This is a genomic window from Pseudomonas sp. LBUM920, from assembly GCF_003852315.1.
GTDB lineage: Bacteria > Pseudomonadota > Gammaproteobacteria > Pseudomonadales > Pseudomonadaceae > Aquipseudomonas.
Window position 1 is genome coordinate 5,150,026 of sequence record NZ_CP027762.1, and the last position, 20,545, is coordinate 5,170,570.

Sequence of the window (20,545 nt, forward strand, 5' to 3'; positions counted from 1 at the left end):
AGATGACTCAGGTTACCAACACCCCGTACGAGGCCCTCGAAGTCGGCCAGACCGCCAGCTACAGCAAGACTGTCGAAGAGCGCGATATCCAGTTGTTTGCCGCGATGTCCGGCGACCACAACCCGGTGCACCTGGATGCCGAGTACGCCAAGGCGACCATGTTCAAGGAGCGTATCGCCCACGGCATGTTCAGCGGCGCCCTGATCAGCGCGGCCGTTGCCTGCGAGCTGCCCGGGCCGGGCACTATCTACATCGGCCAGCAGATGAGCTTCCAGAAGCCAGTGAAAATCGGCGACACCTTGACCGTGCGTCTGGAAATCCTCGAGAAGCTGCCCAAGTTTCGCGTGCGCATCGCCACTCGCGTGTTCAACCAGCGCGATGAGCTGGTAGTGGACGGTGAGGCGGAAATCCTGGCACCCCGCAAGCAGCAGGTGGTGACGTTGACCGAACTGCCGCCGATCAGCATCGGCTGATGCCTGGGTGTAAAAATTGCCCATAAAAAAAGCCCCGCATCAGCGGGGCTTTTTCTAATCAGGAGCGACTCAAGACTGAGCGCGAGCCTGGTTACGCAGGGCTTTCACCTGGTCGTGGTTACGTTGGGCGCCATGGAACTGACGCTCAACCAGGTCACGAATACCCAGCAGGTTGTGCTTGTTGATCTTCTCGATCGCTTCTTTGTAAGCCTTCAGTGCATGGTCTTCACCGCGCTCGGCTTCGTTCAACACGGCTTCTTCATCTTTGCCGGTGACCATCGATTTCACGTCGACCCAACCACGGTGCAGTGCGCCGGCAACCGAACCGGATTTTTCCGGATCGCCACCCAGGGCTTTCACTGCGGTTTGCAGCTCGGCGGCAGCGCTGGCGCAGTCGGCGGCACGCTTCTGGAAGAGCGCTTTGAGCTCTGGGTGCTTGATGTCTTCAGCACAAGTTGCGAAGCCTTTCTGGCCGTCTTTGCTGGTCTCGATCAGGTCGTTGAGTACAGAGATCGATTCTTTGTTGATGTCAGTCATTTTTCAATTCCTTGTGCGGGTTAAGAAACGTGTATTAATGATTGCAGCGCCCGTGCCAAGTTTTTAAAAACAACTTTTCCTTTATTTTTCAACGAGATAAAAATTATTGAACCATCTGTATGCGAGTTATTTGCATGATCTGTCATTTGGCCTTCATGCAGAATGCCTGTATTTTCCAAGGTCTCGACTTAAACGCCTGATGCCATGAACCCCGAAAAACTCGAATTGCTGATCACCCGCGAAATGCCCTTCGGCAAATACAAGGGGCGGATCATCGCCGACTTGCCCGGCCCCTACCTGAACTGGTTTGCCCGCGAGGGATTTCCTCACGGCGAGTTGGGCGGCTTGCTGGCATTGATGCAGGAAATTGACCACAACGGCCTGTCCGAACTATTGGAACCGCTGCGCGTAAAGCACGGCAAACCTGCCCCCCGCCACTGAGAGTCTCGCCATGCCAAGGAATGCAGATAACGAACGTCATTGGCAGGCCATCACCCAGCGCTATGAGCTGGAACCTGGCCCGATCAATCTGGAAAACGGCTACTTCGGGCGTATGAGCCGCGCGGTACGAGCGCAGTACCTGGAGCACGTCGCGTTTATCAACCGCAGCAACTCGCTGTATGTGCGCCAGCGCTTTGAGCAGGGTGAAAACGTCGAGGTGCGCCGCCAACTGGCCGGGCTGATCGACGCCGACCCGGAGTCGATTGCCTTCACCCGCAATGCCACAGAGGCGTTGCAGTCACTGATCCGTAACTACAACAACCTGCAACCGGGCGACCAAGTGCTGATCAGCGACCTGGAGTACGACACGGTCAAAGGCGCGATGCGCTGGCTGGCGGGCTATCGCGGTGTGGAGGTGATCGAGTTATCCCACGCCCACCCGGCCAATTTCGACAGCCTGGTACAGACTTATCGCACCGCGTTTGTGCAGCACCCGCGCCTCAAGTTGATGGCCCTGACCCATGTGACCCACCGCACCGGCCTGGTAATGCCCGTCGAGGCGATTGCCAACGCCGCACGTGAGCACGGCGTGGATGTGATCCTTGATGGCGCCCATGCCCTGGGCCAGATCGAATTCAACCTCGCCCAACTGGGCATCCAGTTTGCGGGCTTCAATCTGCACAAATGGATCGGCGCGCCGCTGACCCTGGGCTTTCTGTACATCGCCCCGGAGCGCCTGGCCGCTATCGACCCGGACATGGGCGAGTTTCATTACCCGGCCACCGATGTTCGCGCGCGTACGCCCTACAGCACACCGAATTTCCCGGCACTGATGACCTTGCCGCTGGTGCTGGAAGAGCACCGCGCATTGGGTGGCTCGGCAGCCAAGGGCGCACGGGTCAATTATCTGCGGAATCTGTGGGTGAACCAGGTGCGTCAGTTGCCGGGCATCGAGGTGCTGACGCCGGATGACCCACGGCTGTATTGCGGGATCACGGCGTTCAAGTTCACCGGGCGTGATCAGCAGGTAATGGCGGATCGGTTGCTCAAGGACTACGACCTGTTTACCACCACCCGTGTCGGCGCGGCCTTTGGCAGCTGCATTCGGGTGACGCCGGGGTTGGTGACCTCGGCGGCGGACATCGATGTCTTGGTCAAAGCAATAACCGAGCTGAGCGCGGACTGAAATGTGGGAGCGGGCTTGCGCGCGAATATGCTGTGTCAGTCGACGAATAGGCCAACTGAACCAGCGCATTCGCGCGCAAGCCCGCTCTCACATTGATCGGCATTGAATTTGAGGTTTTCTACAGGCAAAAAAAAGCGGCACACCGACCAAGTGCGCCGCAAAAATGCCGTTAAGCACAGCAACAACGATTCGGTAAATCAGCTCAATCCAGCAGCGCCAGCGCCTGTGCGGTGACTTCCTGGATGCGGGCCCAGTCGCCGTTCTTGATCCATTCCGGATCAAGCATCCAGCTACCGCCCACGCACATCACGTTTTTCAACGCCATGTAGTTTTTGATGTTGGCCGGGCCAACGCCGCCGGTAGGGCAGAACTTCACTTCGCCGAACGGCCCACCCAGCGCCTTGATCGCAGCAACGCCGCCGCTCACTTCAGCCGGGAACAGTTTGAAGCGACGGTAACCCAGGCCATAGCCTTCCATGATGCCGGAGGCGTTGCTGATGCCTGGCAGCAACGGGATCGGGCTGTGCACCGAGGCTTCCAGCAGGTCACGCGTAATGCCCGGCGTGACGATAAACTGCGAGCCCGCCACTTCGGCGGCTTCAAGCATGTGGCGGTCGAGCACGGTGCCGGCACCGGTGCACAATTCAGGGCGTTGCTCGCGCAGCACTTGAATTGCCTTGAGACCGAACTCGGAACGCAAGGTCACTTCCAATGCGGTCAAACCGCCGGCTGCCAGGGCATCGGCCAGCGGCAGGATGTCCTGTTCGCGGGCGATGGTGATCACCGGCAGGATCCGCGCCTTGGCGCAGAGGCTGTCGATCAAGGCAACTTTATCCGCCATGGACACGGTCGGTTGAGGGCTTTTCATAGCGGCTGATCCTTGGCTCATGGGCACCAGTAAATCTCTAAAGTAGGTTGCAAAAACGCGCGAATCGGCATGGCAGCAACGTCGTCACTGGCCAGCGCGGCGCTCAAGGTGGTCAATTTCGCGCTGCCGGAAATCGACAGCACGGTGTAGTGGGCCGTGGCCAGCAACGCGCGACTCATGGTCAGGCGCTGGTGCGGCACGGTCGGCGCGAGCATCGGCCAGCAACGGCGGGTACCGTCGGCCTTCAGTGCTTCAGCCAGGTTCGGGCTGTTGGGGAACAGCGACGCGGTGTGGCCGTCATCGCCCATGCCGAGTACCAGCACGTCGATGGCGTGCAACTCTGCCAACTGGCGATCGGCCAGTTCGGCGGCGTCTTCAAGCGTGGCCGCAACGTGATACAGGCTGAGGAACTTGGCCTTGGCCGCCGGACCTTGCAGCAAGTATTTCTTCAGCAGGCCGGCGTTGCTGTCGGCGTGTTCCACCGGCACCCAACGTTCGTCGGCCAACGTGATGGTGACCTTGGACCAGTCCAGGCCCTGTTTGGCCAGGTTCTGGAAAAACGCCACGGGACTGCGGCCGCCGGACACCACCAGGGTCGCCTCGCCACGGGCACTGATGGCCGCGCGCAGTTGCTCGGCCACGTCATTGGCCAGTCCATCGGCCAGCAATACGGGCGTGCGGTACTCATGAGCAGTTACGCCCTGAGGCAGTTTCAATTCAGATATCGCCATACCATGACCTCCCATCCCGCGTGATCAGTGCAATTGAGCTCATCGGCCCCCAGGAACCCGCCGCGTACGGCTTGGGCGCATCACCGGATTTTTTCCACCCGGCGATCAACTGGTCACACCACTTCCACGCGGCTTCGATTTCATCTTTGCGAACAAACAGGTTCTGATTGCCGCGCATCACTTCCAGCAACAACCGCTCGTAGGCATCCGGAATACGGGTGCTGCGATAGGTGTCGGAAAAATTCAGTTGCAGCGGGCCACTGCGCAGTTGCATGCCCTTGTCCAGGCCTTGCTCCTTGGTCATCACACGCAAGGAAATACCTTCGTCCGGCTGCAGGCGAATGATCAGTTTGTTGCTGATCTGCAGGCGCTGCTCGGGGGCGAAGATGTAGTGGGACGGTTCCTTGAAGTGGATGACGATCTGCGACAGCTTTTGCGGCATGCGCTTGCCGGTACGCAGGTAGAACGGCACCCCGGCCCAGCGCCAGTTACGGATATCGGCACGCAGGGCGACAAAGGTTTCGGTGTCGCTCTGGGTGTTGGAATTCTCTTCTTCCAGATAACCCGGCACTGGCTTGCCGGCACTGTAGCCGGCGATGTACTGGCCGCGCACCACTTGGGTGGTCAGGCCTTCCGGGCTGATCGGCGCCAGCGCCTTGAGCACCTTGACCTTCTCGTCACGGATGCTGTCGGCGGACAGGTCGGCCGGCGGGTCCATGGCGATCAGGCAAAGCAGTTGCAGCAGGTGGTTCTGGATCATGTCGCGCAGCTGGCCGGCCTTGTCGAAGTAACCCCAGCGGCCTTCGATACCGACCTGCTCGGCCACAGTGATTTCCACGTGGGAAATGTAGTGCTGGTTCCACTGGGTTTCGAACAGGCTGTTGGCAAAACGCAAGGCGATCAGGTTTTGGACCGTCTCTTTGCCCAAGTAGTGGTCGATACGGTAGGTGCGGTTTTCCGGGAAAAACTGCGCCACGGCGTCGTTGACCTTGCGCGAGGACTCCAGGTCCGAACCGATGGGTTTTTCCAGCACGACGCGGGTGTTTTCCGCCAGGCCGACCTTGGCCAGGTTCTCGCAGATCGCCCCGTAAACAGCCGCCGGAGTAGCGAAATAGGCGATCAGGCGTTGGTCACTGCCGACCTTCTCGGCCAGGCCGACGTAATCGTCGGCTTTCATGAAATCGACATGCACATAGGCCAGGCGCGCGAGGAAGCGTGTGGCGACGGCTTCATCGAGTTCCTTGCCGACGTACTTACGCAGTTCTTTCTCGATGTGGGCCATGTGCTGCTGTTCGGAGCCGGCCTCACGGGCCAGGGCCAGAATGCGCGTGTCGTCGTGCAGGAGGCCTGCGCCATCGAGTTGATAGAGAGCAGGAAATAACTTGCGCAGCGCCAGATCACCCAACGCGCCAAACAGGGCAAAGGTGCAGGGTTCTACGGTTATCGAAGGCATGATGTTTGTTCTTTTATCAAGTTAAGCTACAAATACCTTTTTTCAAGGCATCACTCAAGGAAAAATGTAGTAATAACCACAACATTTTCCCGAAATACGCATTCCGAGTGGTGGTGTTCAGCTACCCTCAGTAGGATAGGCCACCGCAAAGAACCACTCGTCGATTGGTTACCGCCCTTAATTTGCATCGTCGCCCGAAGGAAAGACTGAATGGACCGCGTGCGAAATCTTCTGGAACAGATCCGGAACCGCCTCGAAGAATTGAACAAGGCCGAGAAAAAAGTCGCCGAGGTCATCCTGCTCAACCCGCAGCAGGCGACCCGCTTCTCTATCGCCGCCCTCGCCCAAGCCGCCTCGGTCAGCGAACCGACGGTCAACCGTTTCTGCCGTTCGTTCGGCGTCAGCGGTTACCCTGAACTTAAATTGCAGCTGGCGCAAAGTTTGGCCAGTGGCGCAGCGTATGTCAGCCGCGCCGTGGAAGCCGATGATAACCCTGAGGCCTACACGCAGAAGATCTTTGGCAGCGCCATCGCATCTCTGGACAGCGCCTGCCAGGCCTTGGACCCGGCCCTGATCAGCAAGGCCGTGGACCTGTTGATCCAGGCGCGGCAGATCCACTTCTTTGGCCTGGGCGCTTCGGCCCCGGTGGCCATGGATGCGCTGCACAAGTTTTTCCGCTTCAACCTGGCCGTGACCGCGCATGCCGACGTGCTGATGCAACGCATGATCGCCTCGGTGGCGCATACAGGCGAGCTGTTCGTGATTATTTCCTACACCGGGCGTACCCGCGAGTTGGTGGAAGTGGCGCGCATCGCACGGGAAAACGGTGCGTCAGTACTGGGCGTGACCGCCGAGAACTCGCCACTGGCCAAGGCCAGTACGGTGAGCCTGAACATTCCGCTGCCCGAAGACACGGACATCTACATGCCGATGACCTCGCGGATCATCCAGCTCACCGTGCTGGATGTGCTGGCGACCGGCATGACCTTGCGCCGCGGGGTGGATTTCCAGCCGCATTTGCGCAAGATCAAAGAGAGCCTGAATGACAGCCGATATCCGGTGGGGGATGAGTTTAACTAGCAGCAATCTCCCCCAGCAGTACCGGCCCTATCACAGGCAAGCCAGCTCCCACATTGGACCGAGTTGCACATTTGGAATGCATTCCCCGGTGGGAGCTGGCTTGCCTGCGATGGCAGCATAAGCTCCACCGCTAAGCCCCAGCCCTGGCCTGCAAACTCAAATGCGCCCTCTCCCCCGGCGCCAAGCTCGCACCGGCCATCGCCGACTCCACGCACACAAACCCTGACGCCTCGTTAAAGCTCACGCCCAACAACGGCCGGCTGCCCGGATGCCACACCACGGTGTCGGCGCTGTCGCCGGTGTCGATGCACAATTCGCGCTGCCAGGCGTGGTCCTTGAGGTGCAATTCGCCCTCGTGCTGGAACACCCGTTGGCACCCGCCATCCACGCGAAGCTCACCTTCCTGCTGGCAAGCCTGGCGATTGAGCTGGTCATAACCTTGCGCGCCATCCAGCCCAGACAGCGCTATCTCATCCACGTGACCAATACGCCAATAGGCGTGCAAAGCATGGCTCAATTGGCACGGCAACTCGTCCTGATGCTCGGTGCACAGGCGCAGCTCCAGGGTTTCGCCCAGGTGAGCGTGCAGGTCGACCTGCCAATCGCACAGCTGCAATTGCCAGTGCAGGCGCACGCCGTCGTCGTCGGTGCTGCTGTCGAGCAGTTTCCAGTCGATCAGCCGCGCCCACCCATGGGAAGGCCAGGCGTTTTCGCTCGGATGGCGCCCATACCACGGCCAGCACACCGGCACGCCGCCCCGGATGGCGCCGACTTGCGGCCACTTGGCCGCGCACCACAGCCAGGGTTTCTGGCCACGCGGTTGAAAGTGCAGCAATTGCGCGCCCTGACGACTGAACACTGCCTGGCACAACGGATGGTCGATGACCAACACGTCGCGCATCTGAAAGCGTTCCCAGGCGAATACCGGACGCTCGCGCAGGGATTTGAAAAAGCGTTGCAGCGGATGCTCATGCATGTGCCACGGTCCTGAAATTCATTGTTGCTCAAACCTTGGGTGACCCTGTGGGCGCTGGCTTGCCTGCGATAGCACCGCCTCGGTCATTCAGACAAACCGAGGCGCCTGCATCACTGGCAAGCCAGCGCCCACATGAGGTGTGCACGGCTGCCCAAAAAAAAGCGGATAGCCATGGCTATCCGCAAAATGCGCACAGAGAGAAGGAGCTTATCGCAACAGCGTTAGAACGTAGTCTGAATTTTCAGGCCCGCTACCAGCGCGTTGTCAACTTCTTTGATACCGCCTGGGTTTTTGATGTACTGCAGGTTAGGACGCACGGTCAGCCAGTTGGTGACGTGGATGCCGTAGTTGAGTTCGACGTTGTACTCGGTGTTGCGCAACGGTGCGTAACCCAGTTGGTCGTAGTCGGTGAAGCCCTTGGCCGCGTTGATTAGTTCAGAGTTTTTCTTCACGTCATCGTTGGCATGAATGCGCGAAATACCGATACCGACGTCGTCTTTGGTACGTGCGTCGAATGGCCCTTTATACACAAGCATCAGCGACTGGTAGTTGTCGACGACGTTGGTGTCTTTGTCGTGGAACGTGACGTTGGCCGCGATGTTCAGACCGCGCGATGCATCGCCGTTATGGGTGGTAAGTTGCTGTTGCACAACACCCCAATAACCGGTTTTGCTGCTGCGGGTACGGTAAGGCAGGCCGGTAGTGGCAGCATCGTTACCATTGATGTCTTCACGGACATCGCTGGCATCAGCCGCACTCTTGTAGAAACCCACACGGTATTCGCCCGGCAGGCCATTGACCTTCGGCGACCAGACCAATTCTACTGGAATTACGGTGCCCTTGGTGCCGCTGCCGCTGAGCTTGAAGCCATTGCCGTGATCAAGCTGCGAAGGGTTCTGGTTGTACGCGCCGATCTGCGCATACAGCTCAGGCGTGATGTTGTACTTCACGCGGATAGCGGCCTGGGCCACCGGCCAGTTGTACCAGGTGTTTACATAGTTACCCACCTGCGAGCCGCAGAACGACAGGTTCTGGAAATCGCACGGGAAGGTGTTGAAGTCTTCGCCCTCACCGAAGTAACCGAGCTTCACGTCCAACTTGTTGTCGAACATCTGGTGCTGAATCCAGAACTGGGTCAGACGCACCATGTGGCCTCGGCCGTACACTTCCTGAGACGAGCTCAAGGTGCCGGAATCTGGGCGCGGATCACCAATACGGTCATTGGAGATGTTCTGGCCGTTACGATTGGTCAACTGGATCTTGGCCTGGGTGTTATCCCAGCCCCACAGCTTTTGCAGATCCAATGCTACGCCGAGACCGAACTGGTCAGCGTAACGGGCAGTTTTGTCGTTGTTGTAGCCACCGCTCAGGTTGGCGCCAACTTCCCCAACGTAGTCAGCCTTGATGTCGATACCTTGCTCGATCAGCTTGGTACGCTCGCCGCCCCAATCGCCGGTCATCCACTTGGAATCGGCACTGAAAGCATCGTCCGCCATCGCATTGGCGGACAATACCAGGGCTGCTGCCGCTGACAATTGGCAGATCAGCCGGGTGTTGTTGTGTTGCTTTTTCATCCCTACATCCTCGTCTTTATTGTTATTAAACTGTTTTTATCTAACGCGGGTTACTTTTTTTAACCAAAACAACAAGTTATCCATTCAGGCGCAACACTCAGCGTCCCTTGAATTGGGCCACATTGTCCGCACGGTCCTGTGCTGGCAATGAAGCGGCAGTGCCCAGGCGCTCGCCGGTGTTGGCGTCAAACAGCAGCACCTTGGCAGGATCGAATTGCAGGGTCAGGGTCTCGCCCACCTGCGGCGCCACGTCGGGCGCCAGGCGGCAGCAGACCTTGGTGTCGTTCAGTTGCACGAACACCAGAGTGTCCGGGCCGGTCGGCTCGGTGACCTGGACTTCGGCACGAATGCTCGATGCACTGTCGCCCTCGCCTGCCGCCAGCATGATCTGCTCCGGGCGCAGGCCCAGGATCACGTCACGGTCTTCGAGGCCGGCGTCCGTCACGTTAAGCGCCAGCTCGCAGCGCGCCTGGCCGCTGTCGAGCAGCGCCACCAGACGACCGTCCTTGCGTTGCAGGCGCAGCGGCACGAAGTTCATGGGTGGCGAACCGATGAAGCTCGCCACAAATTGGTTGGCGGGGTTGTTGTAGATCTCTTTTGGCGTGCCGAACTGCTGGATGATGCCGTCCTTCATCACCGCGACTTTATCGCCCAGGGTCATCGCTTCGATCTGATCGTGGGTGACGTAGACGGTGGTGGTTTTCAGACGCTGGTGCATCAGTTTCATTTCGGTGCGCATCTCGACGCGCAGCTTGGCGTCAAGGTTCGACAGCGGTTCATCGAACAGGTAAATCTTTGGTCGACGTGCCAACGCACGGCCCATGGCCACACGCTGTTGCTGGCCACCGGAGAGTTGTCCCGGTTTACGGTTGAGCAAGTGTTCGATCTGCAGCAGCTTGGCCACGCGCGCCACTTCGGTGTCGATATCGGCCTGGCTCATTTTGCGAATCTTCAGGCCGAACTCGATGTTCTCGCGCACGCTCATGGTCGGGTACAGCGCGTAGGACTGGAACACCATGGCGATGTCGCGATCCTTGGGGCTCATGCCGCTGACGTCTTTATCACCGATCATGATCGCGCCGCCGGTGATGGTCTCCAGACCGGCGATGCAGTTCATCAGCGTGGATTTGCCGCAACCCGAAGGGCCGACCAGGATCAGGAACTCGCCTTCCTTGATCGACAGTTCGATGTTCTTCAAGGTGTCGGGCAGGCCGGCGCCATAGGTCTTGTTTACATTGCGAAGTTCAAGCGTAGCCATGATTACCCCTTGACCGCGCCGGCCGTGAGGCCGCGCACGAAATACTTGCCTGCGATCACATAGACCAGCAGGGTCGGCAGCCCGGCGATCATCGCCGCCGCCATATCCACGTTATATTCCTTGGCCCCGGTGCTGGTGTTGACCAGGTTGTTCAGCGCCACCGTGATGGGCTGCGAGTCGCCGCTGGAGAACACCACACCGAACAGGAAGTCGTTCCAGATCTGGGTGAACTGCCAGATCAGGCAGACCATGATGATCGGGGTCGACATTGGCAGAATGATCTGACGGAAGATGGTGAAAAAACCCGCACCGTCCAGTCGTGCCGCCTTGATCAGCGCATCCGGAATGCTCACGTAGTAGTTACGGAAGAACAGTGTAGTAAACGCCAACCCGTAGACCACGTGCACAAACACCAGGCCGGTGGTGGTGCTGGCCAGGCCCATTTTGCCGAGGGTGAACGAGGCCGGCAGCAGCACGGTCTGGAACGGCAGGAAGCAGCCGAACAACAGCAGGCCGAAGAACAACTGCGAGCCTTTGAAGCGCCAGAACGACAGCACGTAGCCGTTCAACGCGCCGATGGCGGTGGAGATGAGTACGGCCGGAACGGTGATCTTGATCGAGTTCCAGAAGTAGCCATCCACAGTGGCCCAGGCCTTGACCCAGCCGATGCCGGTGACCACGGTCGGCCAGCTCAGCAGGTTGCCGGTGCTGATGTCTTCCGGGGTTTTAAAGCTGGTCAGCAACATCACCACCAGCGGCACCAGGTACAGCAGCACGGCGAGGATCAGCACCGCGTAGATCGCGACGCGACTCAGGCTGATGGTCGGTTTGGAAGCAAGACTAGTCATTACGCTTGGTCCTCAGCTCGGAGTACAGGTAAGGCACGATGATCGCGAGGATCGCGCCGAGCATCAGGATTGCACTGGCCGAGCCCATGCCCATCTGGCCACGACTGAAGGTAAACGAGTACATGAACATCGCAGGCAAGTCGGACGAGTAGCCCGGGCCGCCGGCGGTCATGGCTGCGACCAGGTCGAAGCTCTTGATCGCGATGTGCGCCAGGATCATCACCGCACTGAAGAACACCGGACGCAGGCTGGGCAGCACCACGCTCCAGTAGATGCGCGGCAGGCTGGCGCCGTCGATCTGGGCGGCACGGATGATCGACTGATCAACCCCACGCAGGCCGGCGAGGAACATCGCCATGATGAAACCCGAGGCTTGCCACACGGCGGCAATCACCAGGCAGTACACGACGCGGTCGGGGTCGATCAGCCAGTCGAGACGGAAGCCTTCCCAGCCCCAGTCACGCAGAAGTTTGTCCAGGCCCATGCCCGGGTTGAGCAGCCATTTCCAGGCGGTACCGGTGACGATCATCGAGAGCGCCATCGGGTACAGGTAAATGGTGCGGATAAAGCCTTCGCGGCGGATTTTCTGGTCGAGGAAGATCGCCAGGGTCACGCCAATCACCAGGGTGATGCCGATAAACATCCCGCCAAAAACCGCCAGGTTCTTGCTCGCTACCCACCAGCGGTCGTTGTCGAACAACCGCGCGTATTGCGCAAGACCCGCCCATTTGTAGCTTGGCAGGAACGTGGAATTGGTGAACGACAGCACGAACGTCCACAGGATGTAGCCATAGAAGCCCACCAGCACGATGAACATGCTGGGCGCCAGCACCAGTTTAGGGAGCCAGCGCTGCAGTGCATCGAACGGCGAGGCCTTGCTGAACACAGCAACAGAACTCATGGGAAAATCCAGTACAGGGAAAAAGGACTACAGGAACAAGCCTTGTGAGGGGTCAGGGGGTTTCCCCTCACAAGGATCAGCCTTGCTAACCGTTACTTGGCAGACTTGATCGCAGCGCCAAGTTTCTTGGCGGTGTCGGCCGGGTCGGCTTTCGGGTCGTTGATGTAGTTGGTCACGACATCAAAGAACGCGCCTTGCACGGCCAGGGTGGTGGCCATGTTGTGCGCCATGCTTGGCTGCAGGCCGCCGGTCTTGGCGTCAGCCAGGAAGTCCTTGGCAGCGGTCTGGGCGCAGGAATCGAAACCGAGCTTGTCCATTTCGTTGAGCATGTCGGTCCGCACCGGGATCGAGCCTTTGTTGATGCTGAAGACTTTCTGGAAGTTTTCACCCAGCACGACTTTGGCAATGTCCTGCTGACCGGCAGCAGTGCCTTTGTCTTTCTGCTTGAACACCGCCAGGGAGTCGATGTTGTAGGTGAAGGCTTTGTCGGTGCCCGGGAAGGCTACGCACTCGTAGTCCTTGCCGGCGACTTTCTTGGCGGCGGTCCACTCGGACTTGGCCCAGTCACCCATGATCTGCATGCCGGCCTTGCCGTTGATGACCTTGCCTGCTTCCAGGTTCCAGTCCTGGCCTTTGCCGTCGACGTCCATGTAGGTCGCGACTTTCTTCAGCTCAGTCAGGGCCTTGACCATTTCAGGACCGGTCAGCGCGCCGTTGTCCAGGTCGACCAGGGCTTTTTTGTAACCATCGGCACCCATCACCGACAGTACGACCGCTTCGAACACGGTGCTGTCCTGCCAAGGCTGGCCACCGTGAGCAAGCGGAATGAAGCCCGCGGCTTTGAGCTTGTCGCCGGCTGCGTAGAACTCTTCGAGGGTGGTCGGGTTCTTGGTGATACCGGCTTTCTTGAAGACTTCCGGGTTGATCCACAGCCAGTTGACGCGGTGGATGTTGACCGGCACGGCAACGTAGTTACCTTCGTACTTCACGGTATCGGAGACTTTCTTGTCGAGCAGGGAGTCCCACTTTTCTTCTTTGGCGACGTCTTTGAGCACGTCGGTGTCGAGCAAGCCAGTGGACGCCCATTCCTGGATGTCAGGGCCTTTGATCTGGGCAACGCCAGGCGGGTTGCCGGCAACTGCGCGGCTTTTCAGCACGGTCATGGCCGTGGCACCACCGCCGCCTGCGACAGCACCGTCTTTCCAGGTGAAGCCGTCTTTCTCAACTTGGGCCTTCAGGACATCTACAGCCGCTTTTTCACCGCCCGAGGTCCACCAATGCACAACTTCAACCGTCCCTTTCGAGTCGGCGGCAAATGCACTGAGGGGAAACAACGAGGCAATGGAAATAGCTACGGCGAGGCGATTAATCGCGTTCATCTGAGTACCTTTTCTTGTTGTTATGCATGCAAGTCTAGAGCTTGCGCTGCACGGAGTTTAAACAGGGATTTTCAAGGCGCAGGTAACAAAGGGACGTACAAATGTCACCACTTGGTGACATAGCAACCCTGTGCCAAAGCGCTGGTCATGCTGGGTGACAAGGGTAGCGCAGGCAGCACCACCGCTTGCCAGGCGTGATAAAGATCCGGCTTGCCGCCCCAGATTTTGCTGCTGGGCTGGTTGTGCGGGTTCAGCTCGTGGTGCCAACTGCCCTGGACACGGTCGATGAAGTGGTTTTCGCAAAACTCCCAGAACCGCCGATACCAGGTTTCGTAATGCAGCTCTGCGGTGCGTTTGAGCAGCGCTTGGGCCGCGGCGCTGGCTTCGGCATGGGTCCAGTGCAGGCGCTCGCGCACCACCGGGCGGTAGTTCCAATCGAGCGTGTAGACAATGCCGGGAGCGCCGTCCACGGCCCAGGCGTATTCGCAGGCACTGGCGAACAAGCTCTTGGCATCGGTGACCAGCCAGTCCGGCGTCGTCAGCCCGGCTTGCAGGCGGGCGGCCTCCAGGTGCAGCACCAGCCGCGCCCACTCAAAGCCGTGGCCGGGGGTGATGCCATAAGGGCGGAAGCCGTCGGCGGGATTGTCTTCGTTATAGCCCAGCAGCGGTTTCCACTGGGCATCGAAATGCTCGATGACCATGAACTGGTTGCCGGCGGCGCAGGTGTGAATAACGCGCTCGACAATGCGCAGTGCGCGGTCCAGCCAGCGCGTGTCTGCGGTGACATCGGCCAGCGCCAGAAACGCTTCGGTAGCGTGCATGTTGCTGTTCGCGCCGCGATAAGCCTCCACACCGGTCCAGTCCTGAGCAAAGGATTCGAGCATGGCGCCCTCCTCCTCGCTCCAGAAGAACTGGTCGATGATGTGCACGGCGTCGTTCAACAGATTCTGCGCACCGGGCGCGCCCACTGCCACCGCCGAACTCGCCGCGAGGGCAACGAAAGCATGCAGGTAAGCGGCCTTGCCACGGTTGCCATCGACGGCCTGGGGCGCGGCGAACCAACCGCCGTGCTCGCTATCACGCAATGGGCCACTCAGGGCCGCGACGCCGTGCGCCACCAGCTCGGCATAACCGGGCAGGCCCATGGCGTGGGCCATGGCAAAGCTGTGGGTCATGCGGGCGGTGTTCATGGTTTCGGCGTGGGCATCGGCCGGCAATTGGCCTTGATCGTCGAGGTTGCCAAAACCGTCAGGCAGGCGCGAGGCTTTGGCAAATGCCAGCAGGCGCTGACCTTCGGTGGCGAGCCAGCTGTGATGGGCAGGTGCGTTCAGCCAACTACTGGCAGGCAGTGGTTGCATGGTCATGGGTAGCCCTTATTATTTTTTATGGGATGACCGGAGTCTAAACAAGGGTGACATGAGGGCAAGTAACGAAGGGGATTGGAAGTGTCACCAAGCGGTGACAATTCAGACGAGCGCCTTGATCTAGCGCTGAACCCCCTTTAATCGTGGGGGATGGCTTGCCTGCGAGAACACTGAGCCCGTTACAAAAGCATGAGCTGACAGACCGCTATCGCAGGCAAGCCAGCTCCCACCGTTTGAAACCGGCTCACACCGACTATCACTGCCCCCCTAGAGGCCTGACTTTCGCCGGTTCGTTGAGCTGCTGCTGCAGGTTCTGCACCTGGCTCTGCAACGTGGTGATGTTGCGCGTGGTCTGGATACGGAACACGTCGAACTCTTTATTGGTCGGCGCATCGCTGTTGGCGGGCTGGTTTTCCTGAGCGCTTTTGAGTACCACCAGGTCCTGCTCCAGGCGCGCAATCGCCGCGCTTGGGTTGCCCTGTTTCTTCAGGGCGGCCACGTCGGCAGACAGGTCTTTGATTTCGCCTTGCGCCGCCTTGAGCGTTGCCACCGCGTCGGTCAACGCCTGCACCTGGCCCTGCAATTTGGCATTCGCGTTAGCCAGGTCGGTCGTGCTGGCGGTCATTTGCGCCAGGCGCTGGTCCAGCTCGCTCGCCTGGCCGGCAACGCCGACCTGTTGCTTGCCTTGCTCCTGCAACTGCGCTTCCAACTGTTTGATTTGCAACTTGAGCGCTTCGCTGCCGTTGTTCACGTTGGCTTCGCTGGCGACCACCTTGCCGGAAATGTCCTGCAAACGCCCCGCCGCTTCTTCACTGATGCGCGCAAAGCTTTCTTGCGTGGCAACCAATTGCTGGCCCATCAGGGAGATCTGCTGAAAGCTCCACCAGGCAAGGCCCGCAAAGGCGATCAGCAGCGCGCCCACCAGTGCCCACAACGGGCCGGTCGTGGCGCTCTTGACCTTGACCACCGGCGTATTGCGCGAGCGCACGGAGGTAGCGGGTGTCGGCTCGAAATCATCATCGTCCCCGATGTCAGCCCGCAGGCTGGGAACGTTGTCGAAATCGTCTTTAGCATCGTTACGCATGAATCAACCCTGAATCGGTGAGATGGCTACCTGAAAAGCCGAGCGACGGCAGTATAAACCGCGTTCGCGCCGCACTGATCGACTCGGAACCGCACATTCGGTTCCCGATGTATTGCCGGTTGTGAACTTACCTGAGCCCCGGATCTTGAGCTTTCCACCAGCTGCAGAATTCGTCGAGGGCGGTCCACAGGCTGACCTTGGGCTCGTAGTCGAGATAATGCCTCGCGCGGCTGATGTCGAGGGTGAAATCTTTGTTCATCACCTGCATGCCCAAGCGCGACAACGCTGGCTCCGGACGCCCCGGCCACATCGCGCAGAATGCCTCGTTCAACGCGGCCACGCTGTAGGACAAGCCGTAAGACCGATAACGCGTGACCTGGGGCATGTCCATCTGGCGCATCACGTAGTTGACCACGTCCCACACCGGCACGGGCGCGCCATTGCTGATGTTGTAGGCCTTGCCCAGCGCCGAGCCGGTCGCCAGCAAACTACTGAGCAACGCTTCGTTGAGGTTGTGCACGCTGGTGAAATCGACCTTGTTCAGGCCATCGCCGACGATGGCCAGGCGGTTCTTGCGCTGCATGTTCAACAGGCGCGGAAAAATGCTCATGTCACCGGCGCCCGTGACAAAGCGCGGGCGCAAGGCCAGCACTTCCAGGCCGAACTCCTGGGCACCGAACACCTTCTGTTCCGCCAGGTATTTGGTAGCGGCATACGGGTGCTTGAAGCGCTTCGGCACTTGCTCTTCGGTCAGTCCCAGGTGATCACGCCCGTCAAAGTAGATCGACGGCGACGACAGGTGCACCAGCCGGCCGACGCGCTGCTTGAGACAGGCTTCGACGACGTTTTCAGTGACCAGCACATTGCCTTGATGGAAGTCCTGATACTTGCCCCACAGCCCGACGGCGCCGGCGCAATGCACCACGGCTTCGACGTCTCGGCACAGATCGCGCACCAGGTCGGCATCATTCAAATCACCCTGGATAAACTCGGCACCGCGCCGTACCAGGTGTTCCACACCTTCGGCGCGCCGCCCGTTGACCCGTACGTCCAGGCCTTGCTCCAGAGCGAACCGCGCGAAGCGCCCGCCGATGAAGCCGCTTGCGCCGGTGACCAGAATCTTCATGTAGCCTCCTACGGATGCAGCTGCCAGCGTCAAGCTTCAAGCCACAAGTTAAAAACGATCCGCAAGCTTTTCTCTTGCAGCTTGCAGCTTGACGCTTGTTACTGCTGATAGGGCACCAACCATTGGCCACATGCCTGGGCCAAATGGTCGGTCAACAAGCCCAACAGTTGCCCGCCACTGCGCCAATGATGCCAGTACAACGGCACGTCGATGGGCTTATCTGGCAACAACTCGACCAATACGCCGGTTTGCAGCTGGTCGCGCACCTGTAATTCGGGCACCAGCCCCCAGCCCAGGCCGGCTTCGGTCAAACGGATAAAGCCTTCGGACGAAGGGCATAAATGGTGCTCGAAACCGCCATCGACTCCCAGAGAAGCCAGGTAACGGTGCTGCAGGAAATCATCCGGGCCGAACACCAGCGCCGGTGTTCGCGCCAACTGGTCGGCACGCACGCCCTCAGGGAAATGCCGCGCAATAAACGCAGGGCTGGCCAACGCGCGATAACGCATGGCGCCGAGCAACAGGCTGCGCGCTCCAGCCACGGGGCGCTCGCTGGCGCAAATACAGGCCGCCACTTCACCGGCGCGCATGCGCTTGAGGCCGACGGTCTGGTCTTCTACCACCAGGTCCAGCAGCAAATGCTGCTCGGCGCAAAAGTCGCTGACCGCCTCGGCCCACCAGGTGGCGAGGCTGTCGGCATTCAGCGCGATGCGCAAACGCTCGGGCATGCCCTCCTCGTCCAGCGCCGGCACCTGGCTTTGCAGGTCGCGCTCCAGCAAGCGCACCTGTTGCACGTGGTTGAGCAGGCGCCGGCCGATGTCGGTGGGCGTCGGCGGCGAGGCCCGCACCAACACCGGCTGACCGATACGCGCCTCAAGCAACTTGATGCGTTGAGAGATCGCCGACTGCGACAACCCCAACACCTGGGCGCCACGTTCAAAGCCGGCCTGTTCCACCACCGCGGCCAATGCAGACAGCAATTTATAGTCGAACATCAGTTTCTCTAATGAGCGATCAGCAATATTGGTTTTTCTTATACAGCGTAGCCCGCGAGAATGACCAGCATTGCTTCTCTCTATCAAGGAATTCTCACATGGCTGGTGAAACCGCCCTGGCAACCCTGCTGCGCAGCATGAGCCCGCACCTCAATGACGGCGATTATGTGTTCTGCACCCTGCCCGATCAGCGCGTGCCGCAAGGGTGCGACGTGATCGGCAGCTTTCGCGAACAGGAAGGCCTGACACTGATCCTTGAGCGCCAACAGGCAGAGCACGCCGGGCTGGCGTTTGACTATGTCGCTGCGTGGATCACCCTGAATGTGCACTCCGCCCTGGAAGCCGTAGGTTTAACCGCAGCCTTCGCCAGCGCGCTGGGCAAAGCCGGCATCAGTTGCAACGTGATCGCCGGTTACTACCACGACCACCTGTTTGTCGGCCGCAGCGATGCTGAGCGGGCCATGGATGTATTGCGCCACTTGGCAGCAAACGCGGAGTAACCCTTATGTGGCAAAGCTATGTGAACGGGCTGCTTGTGGCCCTCGGCCTGATCATGGCGATCGGCACCCAGAATGCGTTTGTGCTGGCGCAAAGCCTGCGCCGTGAGCACCACTTGCCAGTAGCCGCGCTGTGCATCGTGTGCGACGCGATACTTGTAGCTGCCGGGGTATTCGGCCTGGCCACGGTGCTGGCGCAGAACCCGCTGCTGCTGGCAATCGCCCGCTGGGGTGGTGCGGCCTTCCTGCTGTGGTACGGCACCCTGGCGTTGCGCCGGGCCTGTTCCAGGCAAAGCCTGCAACAGGGCGAAAACCTCAAGGTGCGTTCGCTGCGCGCGGTGCTGCTCAGCGCCCTGGCGGTGACCCTGCTCAACCCGCATGTTTACCTGGACACCGTGCTGTTGATTGGCTCATTGGGCGCTCAACAAACTGAACCCGGCGCCTACGTAGCCGGTGCCGCCAGCGCATCATTCCTGTGGTTTGCCACACTGGCATTGGGCGCTGCGTGGCTGGCACCCTGGCTCGCGCGCCCCGCTACGTGGCGGCTGTTGGACTTTCTGGTGGCGGCAATGATGTTCAGCGTGGCGTATCAACTGATCAGTGCTTGATGAATATTCCAAAACGCTCTGGAACCTCTATCCCACACAGTTGTTGCGTGGTTTTGCCGCACCCCCGGTGCTATGATCCGGACCCTGCGCCGCAAAGAGTACAAACTCCCCGGCGCTTGTTTGGCCGCCCGTGATCGGCCTTGCGCTCACCGCAACTGACCTGATTAGGAGAATCATCATGGCTTTCGAATTGCCGCCGCTGCCCTACGCACACGATGCCCTGCAGCCGCACATTTCCAAGGAAACCTTGGAATACCACCACGACAAGCACCACAACACCTATGTCGTGAACCTGAACAACCTGGTGCCAGGCACCGAGTTCGAAGGCAAGACCCTGGAAGAAATCGTCAAGTCTTCTTCGGGCGGCATCTTCAACAACGCCGCTCAGGTCTGGAACCACACTTTCTACTGGAACTGCCTGGCGCCAAACGCCGGCGGCCAACCTACCGGCGCACTGGCTGAGGCTATCAACGCCGCTTTCGGTTCGTTCGACAAGTTCAAAGAAGAGTTCACCAAGACGTCCGTCGGCACCTTCGGTTCCGGTTGGGGCTGGCTGGTGAAAAAGGCTGACGGTTCCCTGGCTCTGGCCAGCACCATCGGCGCCGGCAACCCGCTGACCAGCGGCGACACCCCGCTGCTGACCTGCGACGTCTGGGAACACGCTTACTACATCGACTACCGCAACGTGCGTCCAAAGTATGTGGAAGCGTTCTGGAACCTGGTCAACTGGAAGTTCGTGGCTGAGCAGTTCGAAGGCAAGACCTTCACTGCCTAAGCAACGCTTGCGGTAAAGAGAGCCCGGCCATAGTGCCGGGCTTTTTTATGGGCAGCGAATTGTGCTCTGGTGGCTGGAACTCGGTGCGCGGATCTTGCCACGTAGACAGTGTGAGGAATTCGCCTCTCGTACCTGTCGGAGAAATTACTATGACCATCGGCGCAATAACATCCATGCTCCCTATGGTTGCCGGTTTGGCCCAAGAGGGTCTCAAGGCTGTGACCGAGCTCGCTAAAGCGGCCGGTCAAATGGCTCAGTCGCAATCTGGCAACAAGCAAGGTGAAGGTGATCAAAACAAGATTGCGCATGAAGCCATGCATAACAAGGAACGTGTGAATTTTTCGAACAGCGAATCCACCAACAGCACCGTCAACATCAACGTCGCGTAAAA

22 protein-coding genes are annotated in these 20,545 nt (G+C 59.6%); 8 read left to right on the forward strand and 14 right to left on the reverse strand.

Going from position 1 to position 20,545, the window contains the following annotated elements; all coding sequences use genetic code 11:
- The first annotated feature begins 2 nt into the window (after window positions 1-2).
- Window positions 3-473, forward strand: coding sequence for a MaoC family dehydratase (locus tag C4J83_RS23810; RefSeq protein ID WP_003175719.1), 471 nt, complete (start codon window positions 3-5; stop codon window positions 471-473).
- 69 nt (window positions 474-542) lie between these two features.
- Here the strand turns inward: C4J83_RS23810 and C4J83_RS23815 are convergent, their stop codons facing one another.
- Window positions 543-1,010, reverse strand: a complete 468-nt coding sequence (locus C4J83_RS23815) for a ferritin-like domain-containing protein (RefSeq protein ID WP_119741482.1) — start codon at window positions 1,008-1,010, stop codon at window positions 543-545.
- A 204-nt stretch (window positions 1,011-1,214) separates the two neighbouring features.
- On the opposite strand from C4J83_RS23815, the gene C4J83_RS23820 reads away from it, so the two are divergent.
- Both C4J83_RS23820 and C4J83_RS23825 read left to right on the forward strand, forming a co-directional pair.
- A complete protein-coding gene (locus C4J83_RS23820) occupies window positions 1,215-1,451 on the forward strand; it encodes a DUF3820 family protein (protein ID WP_017139191.1) in 237 nt (78 codons plus the stop codon).
- A 10-nt stretch (window positions 1,452-1,461) separates the two neighbouring features.
- Complete coding sequence (locus C4J83_RS23825; protein ID WP_124418335.1) at window positions 1,462-2,637, forward strand: aminotransferase class V-fold PLP-dependent enzyme; 1,176 nt, start codon at window positions 1,462-1,464, stop codon at window positions 2,635-2,637.
- A 202-nt stretch (window positions 2,638-2,839) separates the two neighbouring features.
- Here C4J83_RS23825 and C4J83_RS23835 read toward each other — a convergent pair whose 3' ends face one another.
- Genes C4J83_RS23835 through zwf form a run of 3 tightly spaced genes read right to left on the reverse strand, consistent with a single transcriptional unit; the run spans window position 2,840 to window position 5,689 of the window.
- Complete coding sequence (locus tag C4J83_RS23835; protein WP_106578446.1) at window positions 2,840-3,505, reverse strand: bifunctional 4-hydroxy-2-oxoglutarate aldolase/2-dehydro-3-deoxy-phosphogluconate aldolase; 666 nt, start codon at window positions 3,503-3,505, stop codon at window positions 2,840-2,842.
- A 17-nt stretch (window positions 3,506-3,522) separates the two neighbouring features.
- Window positions 3,523-4,236: a 6-phosphogluconolactonase gene (gene pgl, locus C4J83_RS23840; RefSeq protein WP_106578445.1), complete on the reverse strand. Its 714-nt coding sequence runs from the start codon at window positions 4,234-4,236 to the stop codon at window positions 3,523-3,525.
- Window positions 4,223-5,689 carry a glucose-6-phosphate dehydrogenase gene (zwf, locus tag C4J83_RS23845; RefSeq protein WP_106578444.1) on the reverse strand — a complete coding sequence of 489 codons (1,467 nt, stop codon included), beginning with the start codon at window positions 5,687-5,689 and terminating at the stop codon, window positions 4,223-4,225. The genes pgl and zwf overlap by 14 nt, the downstream gene beginning before the upstream one ends.
- 219 nt (window positions 5,690-5,908) lie before the next feature.
- Between zwf and C4J83_RS23850 the strand changes: the two genes are divergently transcribed.
- The gene (locus C4J83_RS23850; RefSeq protein WP_170039859.1) at window positions 5,909-6,769 is read left to right on the forward strand and encodes a MurR/RpiR family transcriptional regulator; all 861 of its coding nucleotides are present in this window, start codon (window positions 5,909-5,911) and stop codon (window positions 6,767-6,769) included.
- Between the two features lie 130 nt (window positions 6,770-6,899).
- On the opposite strand, the gene C4J83_RS23855 is transcribed toward C4J83_RS23850, so the two are convergent.
- The 10 genes from C4J83_RS23855 to C4J83_RS23900 all read right to left on the reverse strand — a co-directional run bounded on the left by C4J83_RS23855 (window position 6,900) and on the right by C4J83_RS23900 (window position 18,274).
- Window positions 6,900-7,745: a D-hexose-6-phosphate mutarotase gene (locus C4J83_RS23855; RefSeq protein ID WP_124418336.1), complete on the reverse strand. Its 846-nt coding sequence runs from the start codon at window positions 7,743-7,745 to the stop codon at window positions 6,900-6,902.
- Window positions 7,746-7,966: 221 nt separating this feature from the next.
- Window positions 7,967-9,319: a carbohydrate porin gene (locus C4J83_RS23860; RefSeq protein ID WP_124418337.1), complete on the reverse strand. Its 1,353-nt coding sequence runs from the start codon at window positions 9,317-9,319 to the stop codon at window positions 7,967-7,969.
- 97 nt (window positions 9,320-9,416) lie between these two features.
- On the reverse strand, window positions 9,417-10,577 hold the full coding sequence (locus C4J83_RS23865) for an ABC transporter ATP-binding protein (RefSeq protein WP_106578441.1): 1,161 nt from the start codon (window positions 10,575-10,577) through the stop codon (window positions 9,417-9,419).
- A 2-nt stretch (window positions 10,578-10,579) separates the two neighbouring features.
- On the reverse strand, window positions 10,580-11,425 hold the full coding sequence (locus tag C4J83_RS23870) for a carbohydrate ABC transporter permease (RefSeq protein ID WP_106578440.1): 846 nt from the start codon (window positions 11,423-11,425) through the stop codon (window positions 10,580-10,582).
- Window positions 11,418-12,326: a carbohydrate ABC transporter permease gene (locus tag C4J83_RS23875; RefSeq protein ID WP_017253695.1), complete on the reverse strand. Its 909-nt coding sequence runs from the start codon at window positions 12,324-12,326 to the stop codon at window positions 11,418-11,420. The genes C4J83_RS23870 and C4J83_RS23875 overlap by 8 nt, the downstream gene beginning before the upstream one ends.
- A 92-nt stretch (window positions 12,327-12,418) precedes the next feature.
- Window positions 12,419-13,705, reverse strand: a complete 1,287-nt coding sequence (locus C4J83_RS23880) for an ABC transporter substrate-binding protein (protein ID WP_106578439.1) — start codon at window positions 13,703-13,705, stop codon at window positions 12,419-12,421.
- Window positions 13,706-13,809: 104 nt separating this feature from the next.
- On the reverse strand, window positions 13,810-15,069 hold the full coding sequence (locus C4J83_RS23885) for a D-mannose isomerase (protein ID WP_124418338.1): 1,260 nt from the start codon (window positions 15,067-15,069) through the stop codon (window positions 13,810-13,812).
- A 256-nt stretch (window positions 15,070-15,325) separates the two neighbouring features.
- Entirely contained in the window at window positions 15,326-16,153 is an 828-nt protein-coding gene (locus C4J83_RS23890; RefSeq protein WP_124418339.1) for an ATPase, read from the reverse strand.
- A gap of 127 nt (window positions 16,154-16,280) precedes the next feature.
- Window positions 16,281-17,279, reverse strand: coding sequence for an NAD-dependent epimerase/dehydratase family protein (locus C4J83_RS23895; RefSeq protein WP_119741470.1), 999 nt, complete (start codon window positions 17,277-17,279; stop codon window positions 16,281-16,283).
- Between the two features lie 98 nt (window positions 17,280-17,377).
- Window positions 17,378-18,274 carry a LysR family transcriptional regulator ArgP gene (locus C4J83_RS23900; RefSeq protein ID WP_119741468.1) on the reverse strand — a complete coding sequence of 299 codons (897 nt, stop codon included), beginning with the start codon at window positions 18,272-18,274 and terminating at the stop codon, window positions 17,378-17,380.
- A gap of 98 nt (window positions 18,275-18,372) precedes the next feature.
- Between C4J83_RS23900 and C4J83_RS23905 the strand changes: the two genes are divergently transcribed.
- The 4 genes from C4J83_RS23905 (at window position 18,373) to C4J83_RS23920 (ending at window position 20,543) form a co-directional block, all read left to right on the forward strand.
- Entirely contained in the window at window positions 18,373-18,774 is a 402-nt protein-coding gene (locus C4J83_RS23905) for an ACT domain-containing protein (RefSeq protein WP_106578434.1), read from the forward strand.
- A gap of 5 nt (window positions 18,775-18,779) precedes the next feature.
- A complete protein-coding gene (locus C4J83_RS23910; protein WP_119741464.1) occupies window positions 18,780-19,379 on the forward strand; it encodes a LysE/ArgO family amino acid transporter in 600 nt (199 codons plus the stop codon).
- Between the two features lie 178 nt (window positions 19,380-19,557).
- Window positions 19,558-20,154 (forward strand): superoxide dismutase, encoded by a 597-nt coding sequence (locus C4J83_RS23915; RefSeq protein WP_003212997.1) that lies wholly within the window; start codon window positions 19,558-19,560, stop codon window positions 20,152-20,154.
- Window positions 20,155-20,303: 149 nt separating this feature from the next.
- Complete coding sequence (locus tag C4J83_RS23920) at window positions 20,304-20,543, forward strand: hypothetical protein (protein ID WP_124418340.1); 240 nt, start codon at window positions 20,304-20,306, stop codon at window positions 20,541-20,543.
- Window positions 20,544-20,545: the final 2 nt, after the last annotated feature.

Coding starts and splice junctions, on each gene's coding strand:
- C4J83_RS23905 (WP_106578434.1), top strand. CDS start 18,373: ATGGCTGGTGAAACCGCCCTGGCAACCCTGCTGCGCAGCATGAGCCCG.
- C4J83_RS23920 (WP_124418340.1), top strand. CDS start 20,304: ATGACCATCGGCGCAATAACATCCATGCTCCCTATGGTTGCCGGTTTG.
- C4J83_RS23870 (WP_106578440.1), bottom strand. CDS start 11,425: ATGACTAGTCTTGCTTCCAAACCGACCATCAGCCTGAGTCGCGTCGCG.
- C4J83_RS23855 (WP_124418336.1), bottom strand. CDS start 7,745: ATGCATGAGCATCCGCTGCAACGCTTTTTCAAATCCCTGCGCGAGCGT.
- C4J83_RS23835 (WP_106578446.1), bottom strand. CDS start 3,505: ATGAAAAGCCCTCAACCGACCGTGTCCATGGCGGATAAAGTTGCCTTG.
- C4J83_RS23895 (WP_119741470.1), bottom strand. CDS start 17,279: ATGAAGATTCTGGTCACCGGCGCAAGCGGCTTCATCGGCGGGCGCTTC.
- zwf (WP_106578444.1), bottom strand. CDS start 5,689: ATGCCTTCGATAACCGTAGAACCCTGCACCTTTGCCCTGTTTGGCGCG.
- C4J83_RS23875 (WP_017253695.1), bottom strand. CDS start 12,326: ATGAGTTCTGTTGCTGTGTTCAGCAAGGCCTCGCCGTTCGATGCACTG.
- C4J83_RS23820 (WP_017139191.1), top strand. CDS start 1,215: ATGAACCCCGAAAAACTCGAATTGCTGATCACCCGCGAAATGCCCTTC.
- C4J83_RS23890 (WP_124418339.1), bottom strand. CDS start 16,153: ATGCGTAACGATGCTAAAGACGATTTCGACAACGTTCCCAGCCTGCGG.
- C4J83_RS23885 (WP_124418338.1), bottom strand. CDS start 15,069: ATGACCATGCAACCACTGCCTGCCAGTAGTTGGCTGAACGCACCTGCC.
- pgl (WP_106578445.1), bottom strand. CDS start 4,236: ATGGCGATATCTGAATTGAAACTGCCTCAGGGCGTAACTGCTCATGAG.
- C4J83_RS23880 (WP_106578439.1), bottom strand. CDS start 13,705: ATGAACGCGATTAATCGCCTCGCCGTAGCTATTTCCATTGCCTCGTTG.
- C4J83_RS23910 (WP_119741464.1), top strand. CDS start 18,780: ATGTGGCAAAGCTATGTGAACGGGCTGCTTGTGGCCCTCGGCCTGATC.
- C4J83_RS23810 (WP_003175719.1), top strand. CDS start 3: ATGACTCAGGTTACCAACACCCCGTACGAGGCCCTCGAAGTCGGCCAG.
- C4J83_RS23900 (WP_119741468.1), bottom strand. CDS start 18,274: ATGTTCGACTATAAATTGCTGTCTGCATTGGCCGCGGTGGTGGAACAG.
- C4J83_RS23865 (WP_106578441.1), bottom strand. CDS start 10,577: ATGGCTACGCTTGAACTTCGCAATGTAAACAAGACCTATGGCGCCGGC.
- C4J83_RS23915 (WP_003212997.1), top strand. CDS start 19,558: ATGGCTTTCGAATTGCCGCCGCTGCCCTACGCACACGATGCCCTGCAG.
- C4J83_RS23860 (WP_124418337.1), bottom strand. CDS start 9,319: ATGAAAAAGCAACACAACAACACCCGGCTGATCTGCCAATTGTCAGCG.
- C4J83_RS23815 (WP_119741482.1), bottom strand. CDS start 1,010: ATGACTGACATCAACAAAGAATCGATCTCTGTACTCAACGACCTGATC.
- C4J83_RS23825 (WP_124418335.1), top strand. CDS start 1,462: ATGCCAAGGAATGCAGATAACGAACGTCATTGGCAGGCCATCACCCAG.